19 protein-coding genes are annotated in these 20,656 nt (G+C 64.3%); 11 read left to right on the top strand and 8 right to left on the bottom strand.

Annotated features, from left to right (window positions below; translation table 11 throughout):
- Window positions 1–46 precede the first annotated feature (46 nt).
- Both serC and EC912_RS01345 read right to left on the bottom strand, forming a co-directional pair.
- The gene (serC, locus tag EC912_RS01350; protein ID WP_132141350.1) at window positions 47–1,132 is read right to left on the bottom strand and encodes a 3-phosphoserine/phosphohydroxythreonine transaminase; all 1,086 of its coding nucleotides are present in this window, start codon (window positions 1,130–1,132) and stop codon (window positions 47–49) included.
- 64 nt (window positions 1,133–1,196) lie between these two features.
- On the bottom strand, window positions 1,197–1,967 hold the full coding sequence (locus EC912_RS01345) for an FHA domain-containing protein (RefSeq protein ID WP_132141349.1): 771 nt from the start codon (window positions 1,965–1,967) through the stop codon (window positions 1,197–1,199).
- A gap of 322 nt (window positions 1,968–2,289) precedes the next feature.
- On the opposite strand from EC912_RS01345, the gene EC912_RS01340 reads away from it, so the two are divergent.
- On the top strand, window positions 2,290–2,565 hold the full coding sequence (locus EC912_RS01340) for a polyhydroxyalkanoic acid system family protein (protein WP_132141348.1): 276 nt from the start codon (window positions 2,290–2,292) through the stop codon (window positions 2,563–2,565).
- 86 nt (window positions 2,566–2,651) lie between these two features.
- Complete coding sequence (infA, locus tag EC912_RS01335; RefSeq protein ID WP_019466733.1) at window positions 2,652–2,870, top strand: translation initiation factor IF-1; 219 nt, start codon at window positions 2,652–2,654, stop codon at window positions 2,868–2,870.
- A 187-nt stretch (window positions 2,871–3,057) separates the two neighbouring features.
- On the opposite strand, the gene clpA is transcribed toward infA, so the two are convergent.
- Window positions 3,058–5,328 carry an ATP-dependent Clp protease ATP-binding subunit ClpA gene (gene clpA / locus EC912_RS01330; protein WP_132141347.1) on the bottom strand — a complete coding sequence of 757 codons (2,271 nt, stop codon included), beginning with the start codon at window positions 5,326–5,328 and terminating at the stop codon, window positions 3,058–3,060.
- A 78-nt stretch (window positions 5,329–5,406) separates the two neighbouring features.
- The gene (gene clpS, locus EC912_RS01325) at window positions 5,407–5,739 is read right to left on the bottom strand and encodes an ATP-dependent Clp protease adapter ClpS (protein WP_132141346.1); all 333 of its coding nucleotides are present in this window, start codon (window positions 5,737–5,739) and stop codon (window positions 5,407–5,409) included.
- A gap of 122 nt (window positions 5,740–5,861) precedes the next feature.
- Between clpS and EC912_RS01320 the strand changes: the two genes are divergently transcribed.
- The 3 genes from EC912_RS01320 to hflD are packed head-to-tail and all read left to right on the top strand — an operon-like array spanning window position 5,862 to window position 8,108.
- On the top strand, window positions 5,862–6,350 hold the full coding sequence (locus EC912_RS01320) for an NUDIX hydrolase (protein WP_132141345.1): 489 nt from the start codon (window positions 5,862–5,864) through the stop codon (window positions 6,348–6,350).
- Window positions 6,347–7,447 carry a tRNA 2-thiouridine(34) synthase MnmA gene (mnmA, locus tag EC912_RS01315; RefSeq protein ID WP_132141344.1) on the top strand — a complete coding sequence of 367 codons (1,101 nt, stop codon included), beginning with the start codon at window positions 6,347–6,349 and terminating at the stop codon, window positions 7,445–7,447. The genes EC912_RS01320 and mnmA overlap by 4 nt, the downstream gene beginning before the upstream one ends.
- Before the next feature lie 34 nt (window positions 7,448–7,481).
- On the top strand, window positions 7,482–8,108 hold the full coding sequence (gene hflD / locus EC912_RS01310) for a high frequency lysogenization protein HflD (protein ID WP_132141343.1): 627 nt from the start codon (window positions 7,482–7,484) through the stop codon (window positions 8,106–8,108).
- Window positions 8,109–8,397: 289 nt separating this feature from the next.
- Here hflD and EC912_RS01305 read toward each other — a convergent pair whose 3' ends face one another.
- Window positions 8,398–9,330: a LysR family transcriptional regulator gene (locus tag EC912_RS01305; protein WP_132141859.1), complete on the bottom strand. Its 933-nt coding sequence runs from the start codon at window positions 9,328–9,330 to the stop codon at window positions 8,398–8,400.
- 216 nt (window positions 9,331–9,546) lie between these two features.
- Between EC912_RS01305 and acnA the strand changes: the two genes are divergently transcribed.
- Window positions 9,547–12,294 (top strand): aconitate hydratase AcnA, encoded by a 2,748-nt coding sequence (gene acnA, locus EC912_RS01300; RefSeq protein WP_132141342.1) that lies wholly within the window; start codon window positions 9,547–9,549, stop codon window positions 12,292–12,294.
- A 230-nt stretch (window positions 12,295–12,524) separates the two neighbouring features.
- On the opposite strand, the gene EC912_RS01295 is transcribed toward acnA, so the two are convergent.
- Window positions 12,525–12,953, bottom strand: coding sequence for a hypothetical protein (locus EC912_RS01295; protein ID WP_132141341.1), 429 nt, complete (start codon window positions 12,951–12,953; stop codon window positions 12,525–12,527).
- Between the two features lie 123 nt (window positions 12,954–13,076).
- Here EC912_RS01295 and EC912_RS01290 point away from each other — a divergent pair, with 123 nt between their 5' ends.
- The gene (locus EC912_RS01290; protein ID WP_132141340.1) at window positions 13,077–14,762 is read left to right on the top strand and encodes an AMP-binding protein; all 1,686 of its coding nucleotides are present in this window, start codon (window positions 13,077–13,079) and stop codon (window positions 14,760–14,762) included.
- A gap of 34 nt (window positions 14,763–14,796) precedes the next feature.
- Here EC912_RS01290 and EC912_RS01285 read toward each other — a convergent pair whose 3' ends face one another.
- Both EC912_RS01285 and EC912_RS01280 read right to left on the bottom strand, forming a co-directional pair.
- Complete coding sequence (locus EC912_RS01285) at window positions 14,797–15,162, bottom strand: PilZ domain-containing protein (RefSeq protein ID WP_132141339.1); 366 nt, start codon at window positions 15,160–15,162, stop codon at window positions 14,797–14,799.
- 108 nt (window positions 15,163–15,270) lie between these two features.
- Entirely contained in the window at window positions 15,271–16,455 is a 1,185-nt protein-coding gene (locus EC912_RS01280; RefSeq protein ID WP_132141338.1) for a DNA polymerase IV, read from the bottom strand.
- Window positions 16,456–16,826: 371 nt separating this feature from the next.
- On the opposite strand from EC912_RS01280, the gene EC912_RS01275 reads away from it, so the two are divergent.
- The 4 genes from EC912_RS01275 (at window position 16,827) to arsC (ending at window position 20,591) form a co-directional block, all read left to right on the top strand.
- Window positions 16,827–17,714 (top strand): segregation and condensation protein A, encoded by an 888-nt coding sequence (locus EC912_RS01275; protein WP_132141337.1) that lies wholly within the window; start codon window positions 16,827–16,829, stop codon window positions 17,712–17,714.
- 97 nt (window positions 17,715–17,811) lie between these two features.
- The gene (gene scpB, locus EC912_RS01270) at window positions 17,812–18,624 is read left to right on the top strand and encodes an SMC-Scp complex subunit ScpB (protein WP_132141336.1); all 813 of its coding nucleotides are present in this window, start codon (window positions 17,812–17,814) and stop codon (window positions 18,622–18,624) included.
- A complete protein-coding gene (locus tag EC912_RS01265; RefSeq protein WP_132141335.1) occupies window positions 18,621–20,240 on the top strand; it encodes a pseudouridine synthase in 1,620 nt (539 codons plus the stop codon). The genes scpB and EC912_RS01265 overlap by 4 nt, the downstream gene beginning before the upstream one ends.
- Window positions 20,241–20,246: 6 nt before the next feature.
- Window positions 20,247–20,591: an arsenate reductase (glutaredoxin) gene (gene arsC / locus EC912_RS01260; RefSeq protein ID WP_132141334.1), complete on the top strand. Its 345-nt coding sequence runs from the start codon at window positions 20,247–20,249 to the stop codon at window positions 20,589–20,591.
- The last annotated feature ends 65 nt before the right edge of the window (window positions 20,592–20,656 follow it).

Raw genomic sequence — 20,656 nt, 5'->3', positions numbered from 1 at the left:
CGTGGAGGGTGAACGTGGCCCGATAGGGTGACAGGAATGAATAGTTTCAGCAGTGACGATTCGCGAAATCTCGCATGAAAGCCGTCAGTGCCTCGACGGCTTCGAGCGGTACCGCGTTGTAAAGCGATGCGCGCAATCCGCCGAGCGCCTTGTGTCCTTTCAGCGCGAGCAGGCCCGCGTCGCCGGATTCCTTGACGAAAACGGCATCGAGCGCGGGCTCGTGGATGGTGAAAGGTACATTCATCCGCGAGCGTGCTGCGTGGGCGATCGGCGCCCGGTAATAGCCGTCCGAACCGTCGATGGCCGCGTAGAGCGTGTCGGCCTTGATGCGGTTGCGCTCGCCCATCGCCGCAAGACCGCCCTGCTCCTTCAGCCACTGGAACGTCAGGCCGGCGAGATACCAGCCCCAGGTATTGGGCGTGTTGAGCATCGAATCGTTCGCGGCATGTTCGGCATAGCGGAAAATCTTCGCCATCGGCCGACCCGGACGCTTCAGCAGATCGTCGCGCACGATCATGACAACCAGACCCGAAGGTCCGATATTTTTCTGCGCGCCGGCGTATATCAGCCCGAAACGCGAGACGTCGACAGGTGCGGAGAGGATATCCGACGACATATCGGCCACCAGCGGCACATCGCCGACGTCGGGGATATCGCGCATCTCGACGCCGTGAATCGTTTCGTTGGTGGTGATGTGGACGTACGAGGCACCCGGATCGAGATCCCAGCTTTCGCGTGCCGGCAGTTGCAGGTAATTCGCATCGACCGAGCTGCCCGCCACGCGCGCCGTCACATAGGGTGCCGCTTCGCGGACGGCTTTCTCGCCCCAGTGACCCGTGACGATGTAGTCGGCGCTACCGCCTTCCGGCGTCAGATTCATGGGAATCTGCGCGAAATGCTGGGTGGCGCCACCTTGCAGGAACAGCACGCGATAGCCGTCGGGGATGCTCATCAGGTCGCGAAGATCGGCTTCCGCGCGTGCCGCCAGTTCCATGAACGGCTTGCCGCGATGGGAGAGTTCCATGACCGAGGCGCCGCTGCCGTTCCAGTCCAGAAGCTCGCTCTGCGCGCGCTTCAGCACCGCTTCGGGGATTGCCGCCGGTCCGGCGCTGAAATTCCAGGCCCTGCTCAAAGGTTCGGTCTCCAGATGGTCAACCATTGTGCCGCAGCGCAGCATCATAGCGGCGCGTGGCGTGTCAAAAATGTACGAACAGCACGATCGCGATACCCAGCGCCAGCAGCGCCGCCGTCAGGATCAGCCACCAGACCTCGCCGCGCGGACCGGCCGCATCCTCGGGCAACGGTTCGGGCGCGGGCGGCGGCGGAGTGACGATGGCCGGTTCGGCGGACCAGCCCGGCGCGTCCAGCACGAAACGATGGGCGCCCACGCCGATCTGGTCGCCTGGCTGCAGGATCGCGTGCACGGCGCGCACGCCATTGACGCGAAGCGTGTGGCGGGCGGGCACGCGCGAGCCATCGAGTAGCAGCGCGCCGTCTTGCCAGTGAATGGACAGAATGGCCGCGTCGCCCTGCGGCAGTTCCAGCGGCCATGCGCTGTGAGGCGCACCGAGTTCGAGCCGTTCGCCAATGGGGATCGTGCGGCCCGACAGCGGCCCGGCGACCGGACGCAAGGCGACCGTGCAGCGATGATCCGTGGCAACGATGGGATCGCGCTGTTCGAGGTCCGCGTCGTCCCGAAGCAGCATGCGGCAATCACCGACACTGAGACTGTCGCCGGAACGTAGTAAGGCGCGTTCGCGAACGGGACGTGCGTTCACATAGACGCGGCCGACCGCAGGCGCCACTTCGAGCACGATGCCGCGGCGATCCTGGTGAATGCTGACGTGATGGGCGGCGACCTGCGGCTCGGCGACCACGAGGTCGTTGCTTTCCGCGCGGCCGACCCGGAGCACGGGCTGCGACCAGTGGAAATCACCGCGGGCCGAGCTGACGAATTCAATACGCATGGGTGGACCGTTACGATAACGGTTGGACTCTAGCAGAGCGTCGCGACCAGTTGGGGCACACGTCGCCAGTTGCTTTTGCAGGAGCCCGCTTGCGGGTGAAAGCCAACGGAGCGGAGATGCTGTGCGTGACATCGGCAAGGCCGGATAACGAGCTCGCGGATGTGAGCATCCGTCTTGCTCGCCCTGTTGGCTTTCGCACCGTCATTGATCTTTTGCTTGGCACAAGCCCGCAAGCGGGCTCCTACAAGGGTGTGGTCAGGTTGGGGATTAAGTGGGCCCACGTTAGACTGTCCGGTCCACCCGCCAGCCGAAGGAAGACACCATGGCAAAGATCGACATCCGCCGCCCGCATTCCCTGAGCGTTGCCGATGCGCGTTCCATCGTGGATCGTGTGGCGGAGCGCATGCGCGAGAAGTTCGGCACGGACAGCCAGTGGTCGGGCGACACGCTTACGTTCCAGCGCTCGGGCGTCAAAGGCGCTATCGCGGTCGTTCCCGGCGAGGTCCATGTGACGGCCGAACTCGGCATGCTGCTCTCGCCCCTGAAGGGCACTATCGAGGACGAGATCGGCCGCAAGCTGGACGAACATTTCGCCTGATCCGGCGTGGGTTTAACCCGGAAGCGTTCCGTGGCACAATAGCCGGCTTATACGGCCATTCCGGCCGTGCATCCGACCCGGAACACATGGCAAAAGACGACGTCATCGAAATGGAAGGCACGGTCCAGGAGACCTTGCCCAACACCATGTTCCGCGTGCAGCTCGAGAACGGGCACGTCATCACCGCCCATATCTCCGGCCGCATGCGCAAGCATTACATCCGCATCCTTACGGGCGACAAGGTCAAGGTCGAAATGACTCCTTACGACCTGACGAAGGGCCGGATCACCTACCGCATGAAGTAATACCGGCACGGGTCCCCGCCTGCGCAGTTCGCTGCGCGCGACCCCGAAGTCCGACGGCCGGTCTTCCGGCCTGATGAAAAGGCCGCGCAGTGCGCGGCCTTTTTGCGTGGGCGTCGATCGAGGTAACAACCGGCACGAAAAAAGGGCCGCGCTTTCGCGCGGCCCTTTTTCTTGACTTACCTCCGGATCAAACCACCGCAGGCTGCTTTTCGGCGGACTCCGTTTCCACATGGAGCTCGCCTTCGACCACGCTGAGCGTGACCTTGCCGCCTTCGGACAGCTTGCCGAACAGGAGCTCGTCGGCCAGCGCGCGCTTCACCTTGTCCTGGATCACGCGAGCCATCGGGCGGGCACCCATCTGCGGATCGAAACCATGTTCGGCCAGCCAGCGGCGGGCTTCGGCGGTCACGTCCACGCTGACCTTCTTCTCGGTCAACTGGGCTTCCAGTTCGATCAGGAACTTGTCCACCACGCGCAGGATGTGGTCGAAGTCGAGCGCATTGAACTGGATGATCGCATCCAGCCTGTTGCGGAACTCCGGCGTGAACATCCGGCGGATGGTTTCCATGGCATCCGGCGCATGGTTCTGCTTGATGAAGCCGATACCGCGACGCGACGCAAGCTGCGCACCCGCGTTCGTGGTCATCACGACGATCACGTTCTTGAAATTGGCCTCGCGACCGTTCGTATCCGTGAGCACGCCGCGATCCATGACCTGAAGCAGGATGTTGAACACATCCGGATGCGCCTTCTCGATTTCGTCCAGCAACAACACGCAGTGCGGGTGCTTGGTCACCTGCTCGGTGAGCAGGCCGCCCTGGTCGAAGCCGACGTAACCCGGAGGCGCGCCGACCAGACGCGAGACCGAATGCGCCTCCATGTACTCGGACATGTCGAAGCGGACCATCTCGATACCCAACTGCATCGCCAGCTGACGGGTGACTTCCGTCTTGCCGACGCCGGTGGGACCGGCCAACAGGAAGCTACCGATCGGCTTGGCCGGATCGCCAAGACCCGAACGGGCCATCTTGATCGACGAGGCCAGGGCCTCGATCGCCGCGTCCTGACCGAACACGACCATCTTGAGGTTGCGTTCCAGGTTGCGCAGCACGTCGCGATCGGATGCCGACACCTGCTTGGCCGGGATACGGGCCATCTTGGCGACGATGTATTCGATCTCGGGAACGTCGACCTTGCCGGTACGCTCTTCTTCCGGCAGCAGGCGCTGGCGGGCACCGGCCTCGTCGATAACGTCGATGGCCTTGTCCGGCAGCAGACGGTCGGGAATGTGCTTGACCGACAGATCCACGGCCGCGCGCAACGCCTCGGCGGTGTATTCCACCGAGTGATGGTCTTCGAAGCGGGACTTCAGGCCACGCAGGATCTCGATGCTGTCGGCCACGGTGGGCTCGACGACGTCGATCTTCTGGAAACGACGGGCCAGGGCACGGTCCTTTTCGAACACGCCGCGGAATTCCTGGAACGTGGTCGAACCGATGCAGCGCAGTTCGCCCGATGCCAGCATCGGCTTGATCAGGTTGGACGCGTCCATCGTGCCGCCGGACGCCGAACCGGCGCCGATGATCGTGTGGATTTCATCGATGAACAGGATCGAGTTGGGCTGCTTCTTCAACTGGCCGATCACGGCCTTGAGGCGCTTCTCGAAATCGCCGCGGTACTTGGTGCCCGCGACCAGCGCGCCAAGATCCAGCGACCAGATCGTGCAGTCTTCCAGCACCTCGGGCACCTGCCCTTCGACAATACGCTTGGCCAGACCCTCGGCCAGCGCCGTCTTGCCCACGCCGGCTTCGCCGACATAGAGCGGATTGTTCTTCCGGCGACGGCAGAGCACCTGGATCGTGCGCTCCACCTCGTCCTCACGACCGATAAGCGGGTCGATCTTGCCCTGAAGAGCCAGTTCGTTGAGGTTGCTGGCGTACTCGCTGAGCGGGTTACCGCCCTTGCCTTCGCCACCTTCCTCGCTGTCGCGCTCGGCACTGGGCGCGGCGGCGGCACTCTCGTCGCCGATCTTGGCGATACCGTGGGAAATGTAGTTGACGACGTCCAGACGCGTAATTTCCTGCTGGTGCAGGAAATACACGGCGTGGGAGTCCTTCTCGCCGAAAATGGCCACGAGCACGTTGGCGCCGGTGACTTCCTTACGACCCGAGGACTGGACGTGGTAGACCGCACGCTGCAGGACTCGCTGGAATCCAAGCGTGGGCTGCGTATCGCGCTCGTCACCCACCGGAAGGACCGGCACGGTTTCGGCGATGATTCGCTGGAGGTCGGCCGACAATCGCGGAAGGTCGACGCCGCAGGCGCGCAGAGCCGCCAGGGCCGAGCTGTTCTCGGTCAAGGCAAGCAGAAGATGCTCCACGGTCATGAATTCGTGGCGCTGTTCGCGGGCCTGCTTGTAGCAGTGCCCGATGGTGACTTCGAGATCCTTGCTGAACATACGGACCGTCTCCGTTTAGCGTTGGGCGGCGGGGAGTAACCCCTTCTAGTGCCGCATGACGTTCAGATGGGGCGCCACCTACATCTTTTCCATAGTGCACAACAACGGGTGCTGATGAGAACGTGAGTATTCGTTTACCTGAGTCACCTTAGTTTCGGCTACTTCGCGGGTAAAAACGCCACAAACCCCCTTACCCCGGGTATGGACATGCAACATGACCTGGACCGCCCGCTCCTGGTCCATGCCGAAAAAACCGCGCAGAACCTCGATCACAAAGTCCATGGGCGTGAAATCGTCGTTCAACAGTACAACCTGGAACAACGGGGGCCGGGCCACCTCGGGACGGGCGGTTTCCACGGCGAGTCCGTGTTCGTGGCTGTGCTCGTGCTCGTTTTCGTGTTCGTGGGACATCAATAGGCAACCTGGATACGCGATTCGATTATATACACCCGCTTCCACGGGGCTTGGAGCGTTGAATCGCCTAGGTGATGGCACAATAACCGCTTTTCCAGTCTTGGCCCGGTCTTCGCCCCATGCCCATCGCAAACAACGAGGACACAAGTGTCTGGTGTCCGCGCGTGACCGTAGCTTGCGTCGTAACGCAGGGCGACCGCTATCTGATAGTCGAGGAGGAGGTCCTCGGCCGTGTGGCCTATAACCAGCCGGCGGGTCATCTCGATCCGGGCGAAACGCTGCAGGCGGCCGCCGTTCGCGAGACGCTGGAAGAAACCGGCTGGACCGTCCGACTGGAGCATTTTCTCGGCGTCTGGCAATGGCTTAGCCCCGAACATGGCGAGCAGGTGCTGCGCTTCGGCTTCTCCGCCCGCGCCCTGCACCACGATGCTTCCCGCCCCCTGGACGAAGGTATCCGCCGCGCCGTATGGCTGCGCCGCGACGAGATCGCCGCACTCGGCGACCGTCTGCGCAGCCCGTTGATCCTCGGCACCATCGATAGCTGGCTCGAAGGCCGGCGCCTGCCACTGGATACCGTCGATAGCCTGCTGCCCGGAGTCCACGGGTGAAGGTCATCCTCGGCATCTCCGGCGGCGTGGACTCCTCCGTCGCGGCCATCCTGCTCCAGCAGGCCGGCCACGACGTGGAAGGCATGTTCATGCAGAACTGGGAGGAAGACGATCGCAACGGACCCTGCACGGCCGACGCCGACCGCAAGGACGCCGTCGCCGTCTGCGGCCGGCTGGGCATCCCCTTCCATGCACGCAACTTCGCCAGCGAGTACTGGGACGGGGTGTTCGAGTACTTCCTTGCCGAATACGCAGCCGGGCGGACGCCCAACCCCGACGTGCTCTGCAATCGCGAAATCAAGTTCAAGACCTTCCTGGAACACGCCCAGGCACTCGGCGCGGAAAAAATCGCGACGGGCCATTACGCACGCGTGGACATGAAGGACAACCGCTATCGGTTGCTTCGCGCGGTCGACGCCGCCAAGGACCAGAGCTATTTCCTGCATGCGCTGGGACAGACCCAGCTTGCCGCCACACTGTTCCCGATCGGCGAGATCGAAAAGCCGCTGGTCCGCGAAATGGCCCGGCAGGCCGATCTGCCGACGCATGCGAAGAAAGACTCCACCGGCATCTGCTTTATCGGCGAACGCGACTTCCGCAGCTTTCTCGCGCAATACCTGCCCGCGAAACCCGGACGCATGCTGTCTCCCGATGGCGACCTCATCGGCGAGCACCAGGGCGCGATGTATTACACCCTGGGTCAGCGCAACGGTCTCGGTATCGGCGGGCGTCGCGACATGGGCAGCGAGCCGTGGTATGTCGTGGGCAAGGACGTCGCCGCGAATGTCCTGTACGTGGCGCAGGGCGGAGAGAATGCCTGGCTGCATTCCACGCGCCTGCACGCCACGGACGCCCACTGGATATCGGGGCAGGCACCCGGCATCACGTTCCGCTGCACGGCGAAGACCCGTTACCGGCAGGCCGACCAGACCTGCACGGTCACCGTGCGCGGCGACATGCTCGATATCGTGTTCGACGAAACGCAGCGAGCCGTCACTCCGGGGCAGTCGGTCGTGCTTTATGACGGCGAGGAATGCCTGGGCGGTGGCGTTATCGCCGCCACCGATGCACCCTACGGCGGCCTGACCACACCGTGATTCCCCTTCCCCTTTCGCTTTACGGGCTGTATCGATGAACGAAGAACGCGTCCTCGCACTCGCGGGGGTCTTTCAGGGCGCCGCACTTGCCCAACAGCTGGCTACCGACGGTCGCTGCGACGAAGTGGCCATGGAGGCGAGCCTTGCGAGCGTCTTTCGCATCGATGCCGACTCGGTAGCGGGCGTTTACGGCAATGTGACCGGCGTGCGCCGGGGTCTGCGAACCCTCGTGGCCCAGTTCGAAGACCAGACCCGCGACGTCGCCGTGATGCGCATGGCGATCACGGTACTCCGGCTGGAGCGCAATCTGTCGCGTCACCGCGGGCTACTCGACAAACTGCAGGAAGGCATCGTCGGCGCGCAACGCCAGGTCGAACACTTTGGCCTGACCCATCCGAATGTCAGCGCGCGACTGGCGGAACTCTATTCGTCGACCCTCTCCACCCTGAAGCCGCGGATCATGGTCACGGGTACGCCCGCGCAGTTGCAGCAGAAGCCGGTGGTCGACCGGGTACGCGCGGCGCTGCTCGCATCGGTGCGCTCCGCGGTGCTGTGGCACCAGCTCGGCGGCCGCCAGTGGCATCTGCTGATCTATCGCAAGCAGTGCAGCATGCTGGCGCGCGGGTTGTTGACCGGGGCGTCGCTGGACGATGGGGGCTGAGGGGTCGGTCCATCCCCGCCCTTCACATCCCTTCACCGTCATTCCGGCGCACGCCGGAATCCGCGGCGGGGCGACGGGTTATCGCCCCGCCGCGAACGTTTTCGCTCTTCGCTGGAAGCTGTAGAAGCAACGACCTTGTCAGCGCATCGCCAGCCATACGTGGCTGCTGCGGATTCCGGCGTGCGCCGGAATGACGGTAAGGGATAGGTTGCGACGAGGAACTCCTGCGTCGACAGCCAGATAATGTTCGCGCGGATAGCGACGCGCACTCAAACATCCCGCCGGCGCTTTACGCCGACAACCCCGGAATCCGACTCGCCAGATCCCTCAACAACGCAGCGAACGCCTGCATATCGTCCTGCCACGGCGACGCGCTACGCCAGTAAAGCGCGATGTGCCGCCCCGGCCGTGCACCCTCGACAGCGGCAAGCACCACGTTCGGAATCGACGCGAGGCGTTCGCGCGCGAGAATCGGCACGAGCGTATAACCGCCGCGCAAGGCCACCAGCGTGGCGAGGCTTTCCAGACTGAGATCCTGAATGCGGGCCGGATTCGCCATGCCCTCGGCGCCGAGATCGGCGGCCCCCTGACCGTGGCTCTCCGCCATCAGCGTGGCATCGGCGGGATCGAGTTCGTCCATGGAAACGCTGGCGCGCGACGCCAGCGGATGATCCACGTGCAGCATCAGCTCGTACGGCTCGAAAAACAGTGCCGTCGACTCGATACCGTTGACCGATGTCGTGGGCGGCGCGAGCACGGCATCCAGCTCGCCCTCGTGCAACCGGCGAAGCAGGCCGCGCGGCTTGCCCTCGGAAATGGTCAGACGGGCGCCGGGGAAGCGCTGCGGAAAGGGCTCGATGAAATGCGGCAGCAGATACGGGCCCAGGGTCGAAGGCACGCCCAAGCGCAATTCGCCGCCGAAGGCCAGCGCGCCGGCACGGGCGCCCTGCTCCAGTTGTCCGGCGGCGGCCAGCACCTCGTCGATATGCGCAAGCAAGCGCTGACCGCTGGCGGTCGGCACCACGCGCCGGCCACCGCGCTCGAAGAGGGGTACGCCGAGCGCCTGTTCGACCTTCTGTACCTGATGCGACAGGCCCGACGGGCTGATGTGCATGGCGCGCGCGGCACTGTTGAAACTGCCCTGACGGGCCACCGCCTGCACCAGCGCCAGATCGCGCAGCGACACGGCCGAGAGGGCCATCGAAATCATCGAACGCTGCATGCCGTCAAAAGCGTTTGCACCCATCGCCTCGCCATTCCATCCTTTCGGCGCCGAAGAATCGGGCGACGATACGTCAATCCCCCATTCTACCCCGTCGATCCGGCCCCCGCGTTCGCCGTGGGCCGCCGTTTTGCGCGATAATCCCGGCTTTGACGGCGCGCCACACGAAGCGCCGGATGCCTCCCCAGCAAAGATCGTTCACGCCAGGAGTACAGCATGAAAGACTCGTTCTCGGTCCGAGACAGTATCGAAGTCAACGGCAAACGCCACACCATCGCCAGCCTGGCCAAGTTCGGCGAGCGTTTCGACCTGAAGCGCCTTCCCTATTCCATGAAGATCCTGCTGGAGAACCTCCTGCGCCACGAAGACGGTGTGAACGTCACGGCGAAGGAAATCGAGGCGGTCGCCAACTGGAACGCCAAGGCCGAGCCGGATACCGAAATCTCCTTCATGCCGGCGCGCGTCGTGCTGCAGGATTTCACGGGCGTTCCCTGCATCGTCGACCTCGCCGCCATGCGCGACGCCGTCACCAAGCTCGGTGGCAACCCCGACAAGATCAACCCGCTGGCGCCTGCCGAACTGGTCATCGACCACTCGGTCCAGGTCGACGCATTCGGCTCGCAGAGCGCGCTGGAAACCAACGTCGAGATCGAGTTCCAGCGTAACCAGGAGCGTTACTCGTTCCTGCGCTGGGGCCAGAAGGCGTTCAACAACTTCAAGGTCGTGCCGCCGCGCACCGGCATTGTGCACCAGGTGAACCTGGAGCATCTCGCCCGCGTCGTGTTCACGGCGGACAAGGACGGCCAGTCCTGGGCCTATCCCGACACCGTCTTCGGTACCGACTCGCACACCACGATGATCAACGGCATCGGCGTGCTGGGCTGGGGTGTGGGCGGTATCGAGGCCGAGGCCGCGATGCTCGGCCAGCCGTCGTCCATGCTGATTCCCCAGGTCGTCGGCTTCAAGCTGACAGGCAAGCTCGGCGAAGGCGTCACCGCCACCGACCTCGTGCTTACCGTCACCCAGATGCTGCGCAAGCTCGGCGTCGTGGGCAAGTTCGTCGAGTTCTTCGGCGAAGGCCTCGCCGCCCTGCCGCTGGCCGACCGCGCGACGATCGCCAACATGGCGCCGGAATACGGTGCCACCTGCGGCATCTTCCCGATCGATCAGGAAGCGCTGAACTACATGCGTCTTTCCGGCCGCACGGAAGACCAGATCGATCTGGTCGAAACCTATGCCAAAGCCCAGGGCCTGTGGCACGACGCGAACACGCCGCACGCCGAGTTCACCACCACGCTCGAACTGAACCTGGCCGATGTGCGCCCGTCGCTCGCCGGCCCGAAGCGTCCGCAGGATCGCGTGCTGCTCGAAGGCGTCCAGCAGAGCTTCCTCGACGCCGTGGGTCCGCTCACCGCAAGCCGCAAGCCGAAGAACGGCGACGTCGCCAACTTCAATAACGAAGGCGGCGGTACCGCTGTCGGCAACGAAGCGAACGCGGTCAGCAGCGCCGATGGCGTACGCATCGAGAAGGACGGCAAGAGCTTCCATATCAACGACGGTTCCGTCGTGATCGCGGCCATCACCTCGTGCACGAATACGTCGAACCCGGCGGTCATGCTCGCGGCCGGTCTCGTCGCGAAGAAAGCCGCCGCCCGCGGCCTGACCTCCAAGCCCTGGGTGAAGCCCTCGCTCGGACCGGGCTCGCTGGTCGTCACCGAATACCTGAAGAAGACCGGGCTGCTCACGGAACTCGAGAAGGTCGGCTTCTACGTCGTCGGCTACGGCTGCACCACCTGCATCGGCAACTCCGGTCCGCTGCCGGTCGAAATCAGCAAGGGCATCGCCGATGGCGACCTGGCCGTTGCCTCCGTCCTCTCGGGTAACCGCAACTTCGAAGGTCGCGTGCATCCGGAAGTGAAGATGAATTACCTGGCCTCGCCGCCGCTGGTCGTCGCCTACGCGCTGGCCGGTACGCTCGATATCGACCTGACGAAGGAACCGATCGGCGAAGGCAGCGATGGCAAGCCGGTGTTCCTCAAGGACATCTGGCCGTCGAACCAGGAAATCTCGGACACGATCGCCGGTGCGATCAATCCGCAGATGTTCAAGGACAGCTACGCCGACGTGTTCAAGGGCGACAGCCGCTGGAACCAGATCGCGTCGCCCGATGGCGATCTCTACGTCTGGGACGATTCGACCTACATCAAGAACCCGCCGTACTTCGACGGCATGACCGCCGAACCAGGCACCATCGAAGACATCCACGGTGCGCGCGCCATGGGCATCTTCGGCGACTCGATCACCACCGACCACATCTCGCCGGCCGGCTCGATCAAGAAGGACTCGCCCGCGGGCCGCTTCCTGATCTCGAAGGGCGTCGAGCCGAAGGACTTCAACTCCTACGGTTCGCGTCGCGGCAACGACGACGTGATGGTGCGCGGTACGTTCGCCAACATCCGCATCAAGAACCTGATGCTGGACGGTGTCGAAGGCGGCTACACGAAGTACGTGCCGACCGGCGAACAGATGGCGATCTACGACGCGGCCATGAAGTACAAGGCCGAAGGCACGCCGCTGGTCGTTCTGGCCGGTAAGGAATACGGCACCGGTTCGTCGCGCGACTGGGCGGCCAAGGGCACGCTGCTGCTGGGCGTCAAGGCCGTCATCACCGAAAGCTTCGAGCGCATCCACCGCTCGAACCTGGTCGGCATGGGCGTATTGCCCTGTCAGTTCCAGGACGGCGAGAACGCACAGACGCTCGGCCTGACCGGCGACGAAGTGTTCGACATCACCGGCCTGAACGGCGGCGAGTCGAAGACCGCAACCGTCACCGCGAAGCGCGCCGATGGCAGCGTCAAGACCTTCACCGTGAAGGCCCTGCTGCTGACGCCGAAGGAACGCGAGTTCTTCCGCCACGGCGGCATCCTGCAGTATGTGCTGCGTCAGCTGGCGAAAGCGGCGTAAGCCAGGATCGTTAGCGCAAGATGAGAGCCGCCCCGGGAAACCGGGGCGGCTTTTTTGTGCCCGTATTTTTGTAGGAGCCCGCTTGCGGGCGAAAGCCAACAGGGCGAGGAAGACGGATGCTCCCCTCCGCGAGCCCGATCTCCTGGCTGCGGATGCAATCCACATCGTCACCGCCCCGTTGGCTTTCGCCCGCAAGCGGGCTCCTACAAAAAGCAGCGTGGACGGTTCGGCTAAATCGCCTTCGTCCAGCTCGCCGTATAACAACGCCATTCCCCGCCTTCCTGCCGCCAGCCTGTCTCTACCCGCCAGGCGCCCGCCTGCTCCGGCAACACGCCCGTGCCTGCCGTCAGCGTCACGGTAAACGTCGCGACCATCCGGTCGCCACGCCGCTCGGTGTCGATCGGGCCGACGAGCGCATGCACCGACTGTCCGCGCAGACGAATGACGCGCAGAAGGTTTTCCAGTCCACGCTTGTCCAGTACACCCTGGTTGCCGTCGAAATCGCCGGTAAGCGCGGCGACGGTGCCGCCCGGGCTCCCGGCTTCCGCCGCCCTGGCCGAGGCAGCTACTGCCTCGCGCACACGGTCCTCGTCCGGTTTGTGCCGGCAACCGGCGACGGCCATCAGCATGAATGCCGCGAGCACCAAGATTTTTCTCATATCGCTCCCCGGAAGTTTCTCGCTGCAATGCGGCTTGCCGCTATACGCGAGCGTATGCTCCAATGCCTCGATGGTACGACGCAACGCCGTCCGCCTACCCTCTTTCAGGAGCTTGACCGATTCATGAGCAAAGAGCGTCCGTGGCTAGACCACTATCCGGACGGCATCCCCGCCGAGATCGACGTCAACAGTTACCGATCGGTTGCGGCGGTGCTCGACGAAGCCTTCAAGCGATTCCGTGATCGTCCCGCATTTTCCAACTTCGGCCGCACACTGACCTATGGACAGATCGACGAGATGTCGGCCGCGTTCGCCGGTTATCTCAGCGGCGAACTGAAGCTCGTCAAGGGCGATCGCATAGCGATCATGCTGCCCAACGTGCTGCAGTACCCCATCGCCTTGTTCGGCGCGCTTCGTCTCGGTCTGACCATCGTCAACACGAACCCGATGTATACGGTGCGCGAGTTGAAGCATCAGCTCGAGGATTCCGGCGCGAAAGCCATCGTGGTCCTGGACAACTTCGCCGCCACGCTGCAGCAGAGCCTGTCCGGTACGCACGTCGAACACGTGATCACCACGGGCATCGGCGACCTGATCGGTTTCCCGAAAGGCGCGATCATCAACTTCGTGCTCAAGCACGTTAAGAAGGTCGTCCCCGCATTCTCCCTTCCGAAAGCGGTGCGCTTCGGCGATGCGCTGTCGCGAGGCAAATCGCACCCGCTGCCGACAGTCGACGTCACCCACGACGATGTCGCCTTCCTGCAGTACACGGGCGGCACGACGGGCGTGGCGAAGGGCGCGATGCTCACCCATCGCAACATGGTCGCCAACATGCTCCAGGCCGACGCCTGGATCGGTGCATCGACGACGGTTGGCGAAGAGATCATCATCACCGCCCTGCCGCTGTATCACATCTTCTCGCTGACGGCGAACGGACTGGTGTTCACCCGTCTTGGCGGACTGAACTACCTCATCACCAATCCGCGCGACATGCCCGGATTCGTGAAGGAACTCAGCAAGGTGAAGTTCACCGCGCTGACCGGCGTCAATACGCTGTTCAACGGCCTGCTCAACACGCCCGGCTTCGACAAGCTCGACTTCTCGAAACTGCATCTCAGCCTGGGCGGCGGCATGGCCGTGCAGCGCGCCGTGGCGGAACGCTGGAAGAAAGTCACCGGCGTCACGCTGTCCGAAGCTTACGGTCTTACCGAAACTTCGCCCGCCGTATGCATCAACCCGCTGACCCTCATCGAATACAACGGCTCGATCGGCCTGCCGATCCCGTCGACCGATGTCGCCATCTGGTCCGAGGAGGGCACGCCGCTTCCCATCGGCGAAGTGGGCGAACTGTGCGTCCACGGTCCGCAGGTCATGAAAGGTTACTGGAACCGTCCGGACGAGACGGCCAAGGTGCTCGACGAGAACGGCTGGCTGCGCACGGGCGATATCGCCCGCATGGACGAAAACGGTTACGTCTATATCGTCGACCGCAAGAAGGACATGATTCTCGTGTCCGGCTTCAACGTCTATCCGAATGAAATCGAAGATGTCGTCATGCAGCACCCGGGCGTCGCCGAAGTGGCAGCCGTGGGCGTCGCCGACGAACATTCGGGCGAAGTAGTGAAGATCTTCGTCGTCCGCAAGGACCCGGCGCTGACCGAAGAAGTGCTGAAAGCCTTCTGCCGCGAGAACTTCACCGGTTACAAGCGTCCGAAGTACATCGAGTTCCGCGACAGCCTGCCGAAGACCAACGTCGGCAAGATCCTTCGCCGCGAACTGCGCAACGAAGAAAAAGCAAAGGCCGCCTGACGGCGGCCTTCATGCGGAGCCTGCGAACGAGGAGTCACTCCTCGTTCCAGGCCTCCAGCGTATCGGCATAACCACCCAACAGCTCCCAGAGCGGCGCCTGCTTGTCGTCGGGAATATGCGTGTATTCCATGCCGATCTGCCGCGCGGACACGCGTGCGACGCACGCTTCCATGTGGATGTGCAGATCGTGACCGAAAATCATATCCAGTACCCAGGTCTCGCCCGGCGCACCGCGCCAGCCCAGCGGACGGCGCATCAGTGCGCCCGTGGCGGAGATGTCGACCAGTTCCGTGGGGTGCGCCTCCCCTCCCCGGCTCATCAGAACCGCGGTCTCCACTTTCATGCGCGCATGGCGGAATCGCATGCGCTGTCTCAGACCATCCTTGTCGTCGGTCGTCATGTTCTTCGCCTCTCTCCTCGTCTACGGCTTTGATGGGCTTGGGTTGCCGCGCGCGGGCGTCCTGTCATCCGTTCGCGTCATAAAGCGACACATTAGCGCAACATGTTCTCATTCCGAACTGCGGGTTTTCAGCACACCCGCCCGGGTCAGGGCACCGGCGCCGAACTTTTCGTTGATCCTGTCCTGCACACCATCCGTCTTTTTCTTCTCCACGGGGGCGGCGAACATATCCTGCTGGGGCATCTCGACGGTATCGAAGCCCGACAGACTGACACCCAGCAGGCGAAGTCGCGGCCTGGGATGCTGCTCCCACCAGGTACGAAGCAAGCGACGTGCCACGGCGTAGATTTCCGGCGTGCCGTTACCCGCCACGGGAAGCTTCGCCTGCCGGCTATGGGTAACGAAAGGCGGCTCGCGCAGCTTCACCGATACGGTGCGCGCATCGAGTCCGCGAGCGCGGGCGCGGGCACCGACGCGTTCGCACTGCCGCAGCATCCACGCTTCGGCGATAGGCAGTTCGAGCAAGTCGATATCGAATGTCCATTCGGAGCCGATGGACATTTCCGCCGCGTCCGTCACGACCGGACGCTCGTCGTCGCCGCGCGCCAGCGCAAGAATCTGTCGTGCGTGCCGTTCTCCCAGCGCTTTTTCCAGCCGCCAGTTGTCCGCCCGCACAAGCTCGCCGATCGTGCGTATGCCAACGCGATGCAGGGCCTCTTCGGCCACTTTGCCGATCGTCCACATCTTTCCGACCGGAAGCGGGTCCAGATAGCCGCGGATCTCGTGGCGATCGATGCGCAGGAAGCCGTCGGGCTTGGACAGCTCGCTGGCCAGTTTGGCCAACAGCTTATTGGTGGCCATGCCCACCGATGCATTCAGGCCGGTGCGCTCGCGGATCGCCTCCTTCACCCGCCGCCCGATCGCTTCGACGGAAGCGAACAGTTTCAGACTGGCGGTGACATCCAGAAAGGCCTCGTCCAGCGACAGGCCCTCGATCTGCGGCGTGACCTCCCCGAACACATCGAAGACCACCGCCGACACTTCCTGGTAGCGGGTGTGACGGGGAACGACGTATGCGCCGTCCGGACACAGGCGCCGGGCTTCGGCTGTCGGCATGGCCGAACGGACGCCGTAGCGCCGGGCTTCGTAGCTCGCCGTGGATACCACGCCTCGGCGCCCCAGTCCGGCCACGATAACCGGACGCCCCCGCAACGACGGGTCGTCTAATTGCTCGACGGACGCATAAAAAGCGTCCATATCGACATGGATAATGGCTCGCGGGGCCGTGGGCATGGCCGATATTGTGCGCCGGGGCCGCCCTGAAGTCCTCTCTAACGCGCATTCGCTGCCGCTGGACTTGGCGCCCCTCAGGCGATACCCTGTGCAACATCGGGTGGATTTCAGTAAGGCCGCGCGCTCCTGTCGGTCCGACACCGACGTCGTGCGTACCAGCCCCTCCCGACAAACCTTTGGAAACGAGCTGCCCTCTTGGGCACCCCTTGATTCGTGTCCGTTGCCCCGTCGGCGACGTGGCGTGGCACGACAAACCAGGGATGGCCGGCATAGCCGGCGTTGTATTCGGAAACCGGCGCGCACTCCGATGCGCGCGCGGTGTTGGCTTTGCACTCCCCGGTCGCGGCAAGCGGCCAATCTGACGTGTGCCGATGAGCAACGAACCAGCCGAAGCACAGGTGGTCGAAAAAACGCAGGGAGCCTTCGCGGGCATTCCGCAGCAGCAGGAAATGCCTCTCGCGCTTGTGCGCGGGCAACCCGTGCTGCAAATGCCCCAGGACCTGTACATCCCGCCGGACGCGCTCGAGGTCATTCTCGAATCGTTCGAAGGGCCGCTGGACCTGCTGCTCTATCTGATCCGCCGGCAGAACCTGGACATCCTCGATATCCCCGTGGCCGAGATCACCCGGCAGTACATGGACTATATCGACATGATGCGCGAGGTCATGCGGCTGGAGCTGGCGGCGGAATACCTGCTGATGGCAGCCATCCTCGCCGAGATCAAGTCGAGGCTGCTCCTGCCCCGGCCACCTTCGGAAGAAGGTATCGAGGAAGATCCCCGCGCCGAGCTGGTCCGTCGGCTGCAGGAATACGAACGTTTCAAGAAAGCCGCGGCGGATATCGACGAACTGCCCCGGCTGGAACGCGATACGGTGCCGGTCCATGCGTTTATCGGCGAGCACAACGTGGTGCGCGTGCCACCGCCGCTCGACCTGAAGGAACTGCTGCTGGCGCTGAAGGACGTGCTCAACCGCGCCGATCTGTTTACGCATCACGCGATCCAGCGCGAACCGCTCAGCGTCCGTCAGAGAATGGGCGACCTGCTCCAGGCGCTGGGCACGGGTTCGTTCCATCGCTTCGAGACGCTGTTCGACGCGACGGAAGGACGTCTGGGTGTCGTGGTCACCTTCCTGGCCATGCTGGAACTGGCCAAGGAAATGCTGGTGGAGATCGTCCAGGAAGAAATACTTGGACCCATTTACGTCAAGGCGAAGGTATTGACCGACGCCGACGTCGAATCCCAACAGGACGTCGCCTGAAAGCTCCCGCTTCCATTGCGACGAGGACAGTCCGCCGGCCATCCGGCGGTTTGCCGAAAGAACCGGTCCGCGCGACCGCGCGGTATTGACGAGGCCTATGCAACCCGAGCAACTGAAACCCATCGTCGAGGCGACGCTGCTTGCGTCAACCCAGCCGATGACGATCACGCAGCTGAAAGCCATCTTCGTCGATGAAGACGAGGTAGGCACCGACGACCTCGAAACGGCGCTGAAAGCGCTGGCCGAGGATTGCGAAGGCCGTGGCGTCGAGCTGATCGAAGTCGCCTCCGGCTTTCGCTACCAGGTGCGTCGGCAGGTCCATTCCTGGGTAGCGCGCCTGTGGACGGAAAAACCCAGCCGCTACTCGCGCGCCCTGCTCGAAACGCTGGCACTGATTGCCTACCGCCAGCCGATCACCCGTCCGGAGATCGAACAGATCCGTGGCGTGGTGGTGTCCTCGAACATCGTCAAGACGCTCGAGGAACGCGAATGGATCCGCATCGTGGGCTATCGGGACGTGCCGGGTAAGCCCGCGCTTTTCGGTACCACCCGCGGCTTCCTGGATTACTTCAACCTGAAATCGCTCGACGCGCTGCCGCCACTTTCGGAAATCCGCGATCTCGAGGAACTGAATCCGCAGATGCGCTTCGAGGGCGAAGCTCCCATGCCCGCCCACGTTCAGGTCTCCATGGACGACATCGAACCGACGATGCCCGACGCACCCGCGAACGAGGCATCGGAAGAAACACCGGCTCACGTCGAAGCATCGACGGACGAGACCGACGCTACACACGACCTGCCTGCCGACGCCAATGACGTCGCGGCTTCCCACACTGCCGACGAGGCAGAGAATCCCGCGGACGCCGATGACGGCGCCGCCACGCAAGACACCGAGGAGTTCCGCGCATGAATGCGCCCCAACGATCCCTGCTTACCCTGAAACGCGAGCCGCGTGCCGAAGACGGCGCACAGCTCGAAGAACGCCTGCACAAGGTCCTCGCCAACGCCGGTCTCGGCTCGCGCCGCATGCTCGAACAGCGCATCCAGGCCGGTGAAGTCGAAGTCAACGGCACCGTCGCCACCATTGGCGCCAGCGTCCATGCCGGCGACCGCGTCGTACTCGACGGCAAACAGTTCGTCGTCGCGACCGACTCGCGCGACGATGCCGAAGTGCTCGTCTACCACAAGCCCGAAGGCGTGGTTACCACGCGCGAAGATCCCGAAGGCCGCCCCACCGTGTTCGAACAGCTGCCACGCCTGAAGGGCGCGCGCTGGGTCGCGGTCGGTCGCCTCGACATCAACACCACCGGCCTGCTGCTGCTCACCACCGACGGCGAGCTGGCCAACGCACTCATGCACCCGAAGAGCGGTCTCGAGCGCGAATACCTCTGCCGCGTCCACGGCGAAGTGCCCGATGAAATGATCGAGCGCCTGAAGGCCGGTGTCGAACTCGAGGACGGCCCCGCCCGTTTCGACGAAATCGCCGTCATCAGCCGCGGCGGCAGCCATAGCTGGTTCCGCGTCGTCATCCGCGAAGGCCGCAATCGCGAAGTCCGCCGCCTGTGGGATTCGCAGGGCTTCCTGGTCAGCCGCCTGAAGCGCATCCGTTACGGCACCACCGAGCTTCCGCGCGCACTGCGTCGCGGCGACTGCGAGTCGCTGGACGAAGAAGCCATCAAGGAACTGCGCCGCAGCGCCAACCTGGGCGCTCCGGCTCCCGTGCTGACGCTCAGTGCCGTGGTGCATCAGCGCCGCGCACCGCGCCATGTCACCGAATACAAGCCCGACAACCGCAGCGGCGCGACCAATGCGTGGAGCTCGGGCAACCGCGACGAAGCGCGCGAACTGACGGCGTTCGATCGTCTTCGCGACGAACCGTCGCGCGGTCCGCGCGGCGGTCGTCGCCCCGGTGGCGCGCCCGGTCGCGAGGTCAACGGCAACGTGGCCCGTCCGGAACGTGGCGCGGGCGGTGGCGGTGGACAGCGCGGTCGCCGCGTTGCCCCCGGCCAGGAACTGCCCTCGATCCGTACCTGGTTCGCCGGCGACACGCGCAAGGGCGGTAACGCCGCCGGCGCGGCTGGCGGCAATGCAGGCGGCGCGGGCCGTCCGGCAGGTCGTGGCGGTCCCCGTCCCGGCGGTGCGCGTGGGCCGAATGCCGGTCCGGGCAATCGCTCGGCGGGTGGTCCGGGTCGTACCGATGGCAACCGTGCCGCGGGTCCGGGCGGCGGTGGCAATCGCGCCGCGGGTCCGGGTACCGGTGGCGGCAACCGTTACGAAGGCAATCCCGGCGGCGGCAATCGTTCGCGTGGCCCGGGTGGCGGTGGCGGCAATCGCACGGCCGGACCGGGCGGCGGTGGCGGTAACCGCACCGGCGGTCCGGGTGGTGGCGGCAATCGCACGGGCGGCGGTCCGCGTCCGGCGGGCGGCAACCGTGGTCCGCGTCCTGGCGGCGGTGGTGGTGGCAATCGTACCGGCGGTGGCGGTGGAAACCGTGGCGGTGGCGGCAACCGCAGCGGCAATCGCTAAGTCGCGATGCTGCGGATTTACCACAACCCGCGCTGCTCCAAGTCGCGCGAGACGCTGGCCCTGCTCACCGAGCGGGGCCTTGCGCCGGATGTCGTCGAGTATCTGAAAACGCCACCGGGCGTGGATGAGCTCGACGGCTTACTGCGAATGCTCGGGATCGAACCGCGCGAACTTATGCGTCGCGACGAAACGGAGTATGCGGCGCTTGGGCTCGACGAGCCGAAACATGGTCGCGCCGAACTGATCGCGGCCATGGTCGCGCATCCGAAGCTGATTCAGCGGCCGATCGTCGTCAATGGCGATCGTGCTGCTGTCGGTCGGCCGCCTGAGGCTGTGTTGGCGATTTTGTAGCTCGCCGCTTCACTGCTCCGTAGGTTTTCGCGCGCAGGCGCGCTCCCACAGAAAGCATGGAGCGG

Source organism: Luteibacter rhizovicinus (assembly GCF_004342265.1).
Classification (GTDB): Bacteria; Pseudomonadota; Gammaproteobacteria; order Xanthomonadales; family Rhodanobacteraceae; genus Luteibacter; species Luteibacter rhizovicinus_B.
This window is presented reverse-complemented; position numbering and strand designations above follow the sequence as displayed.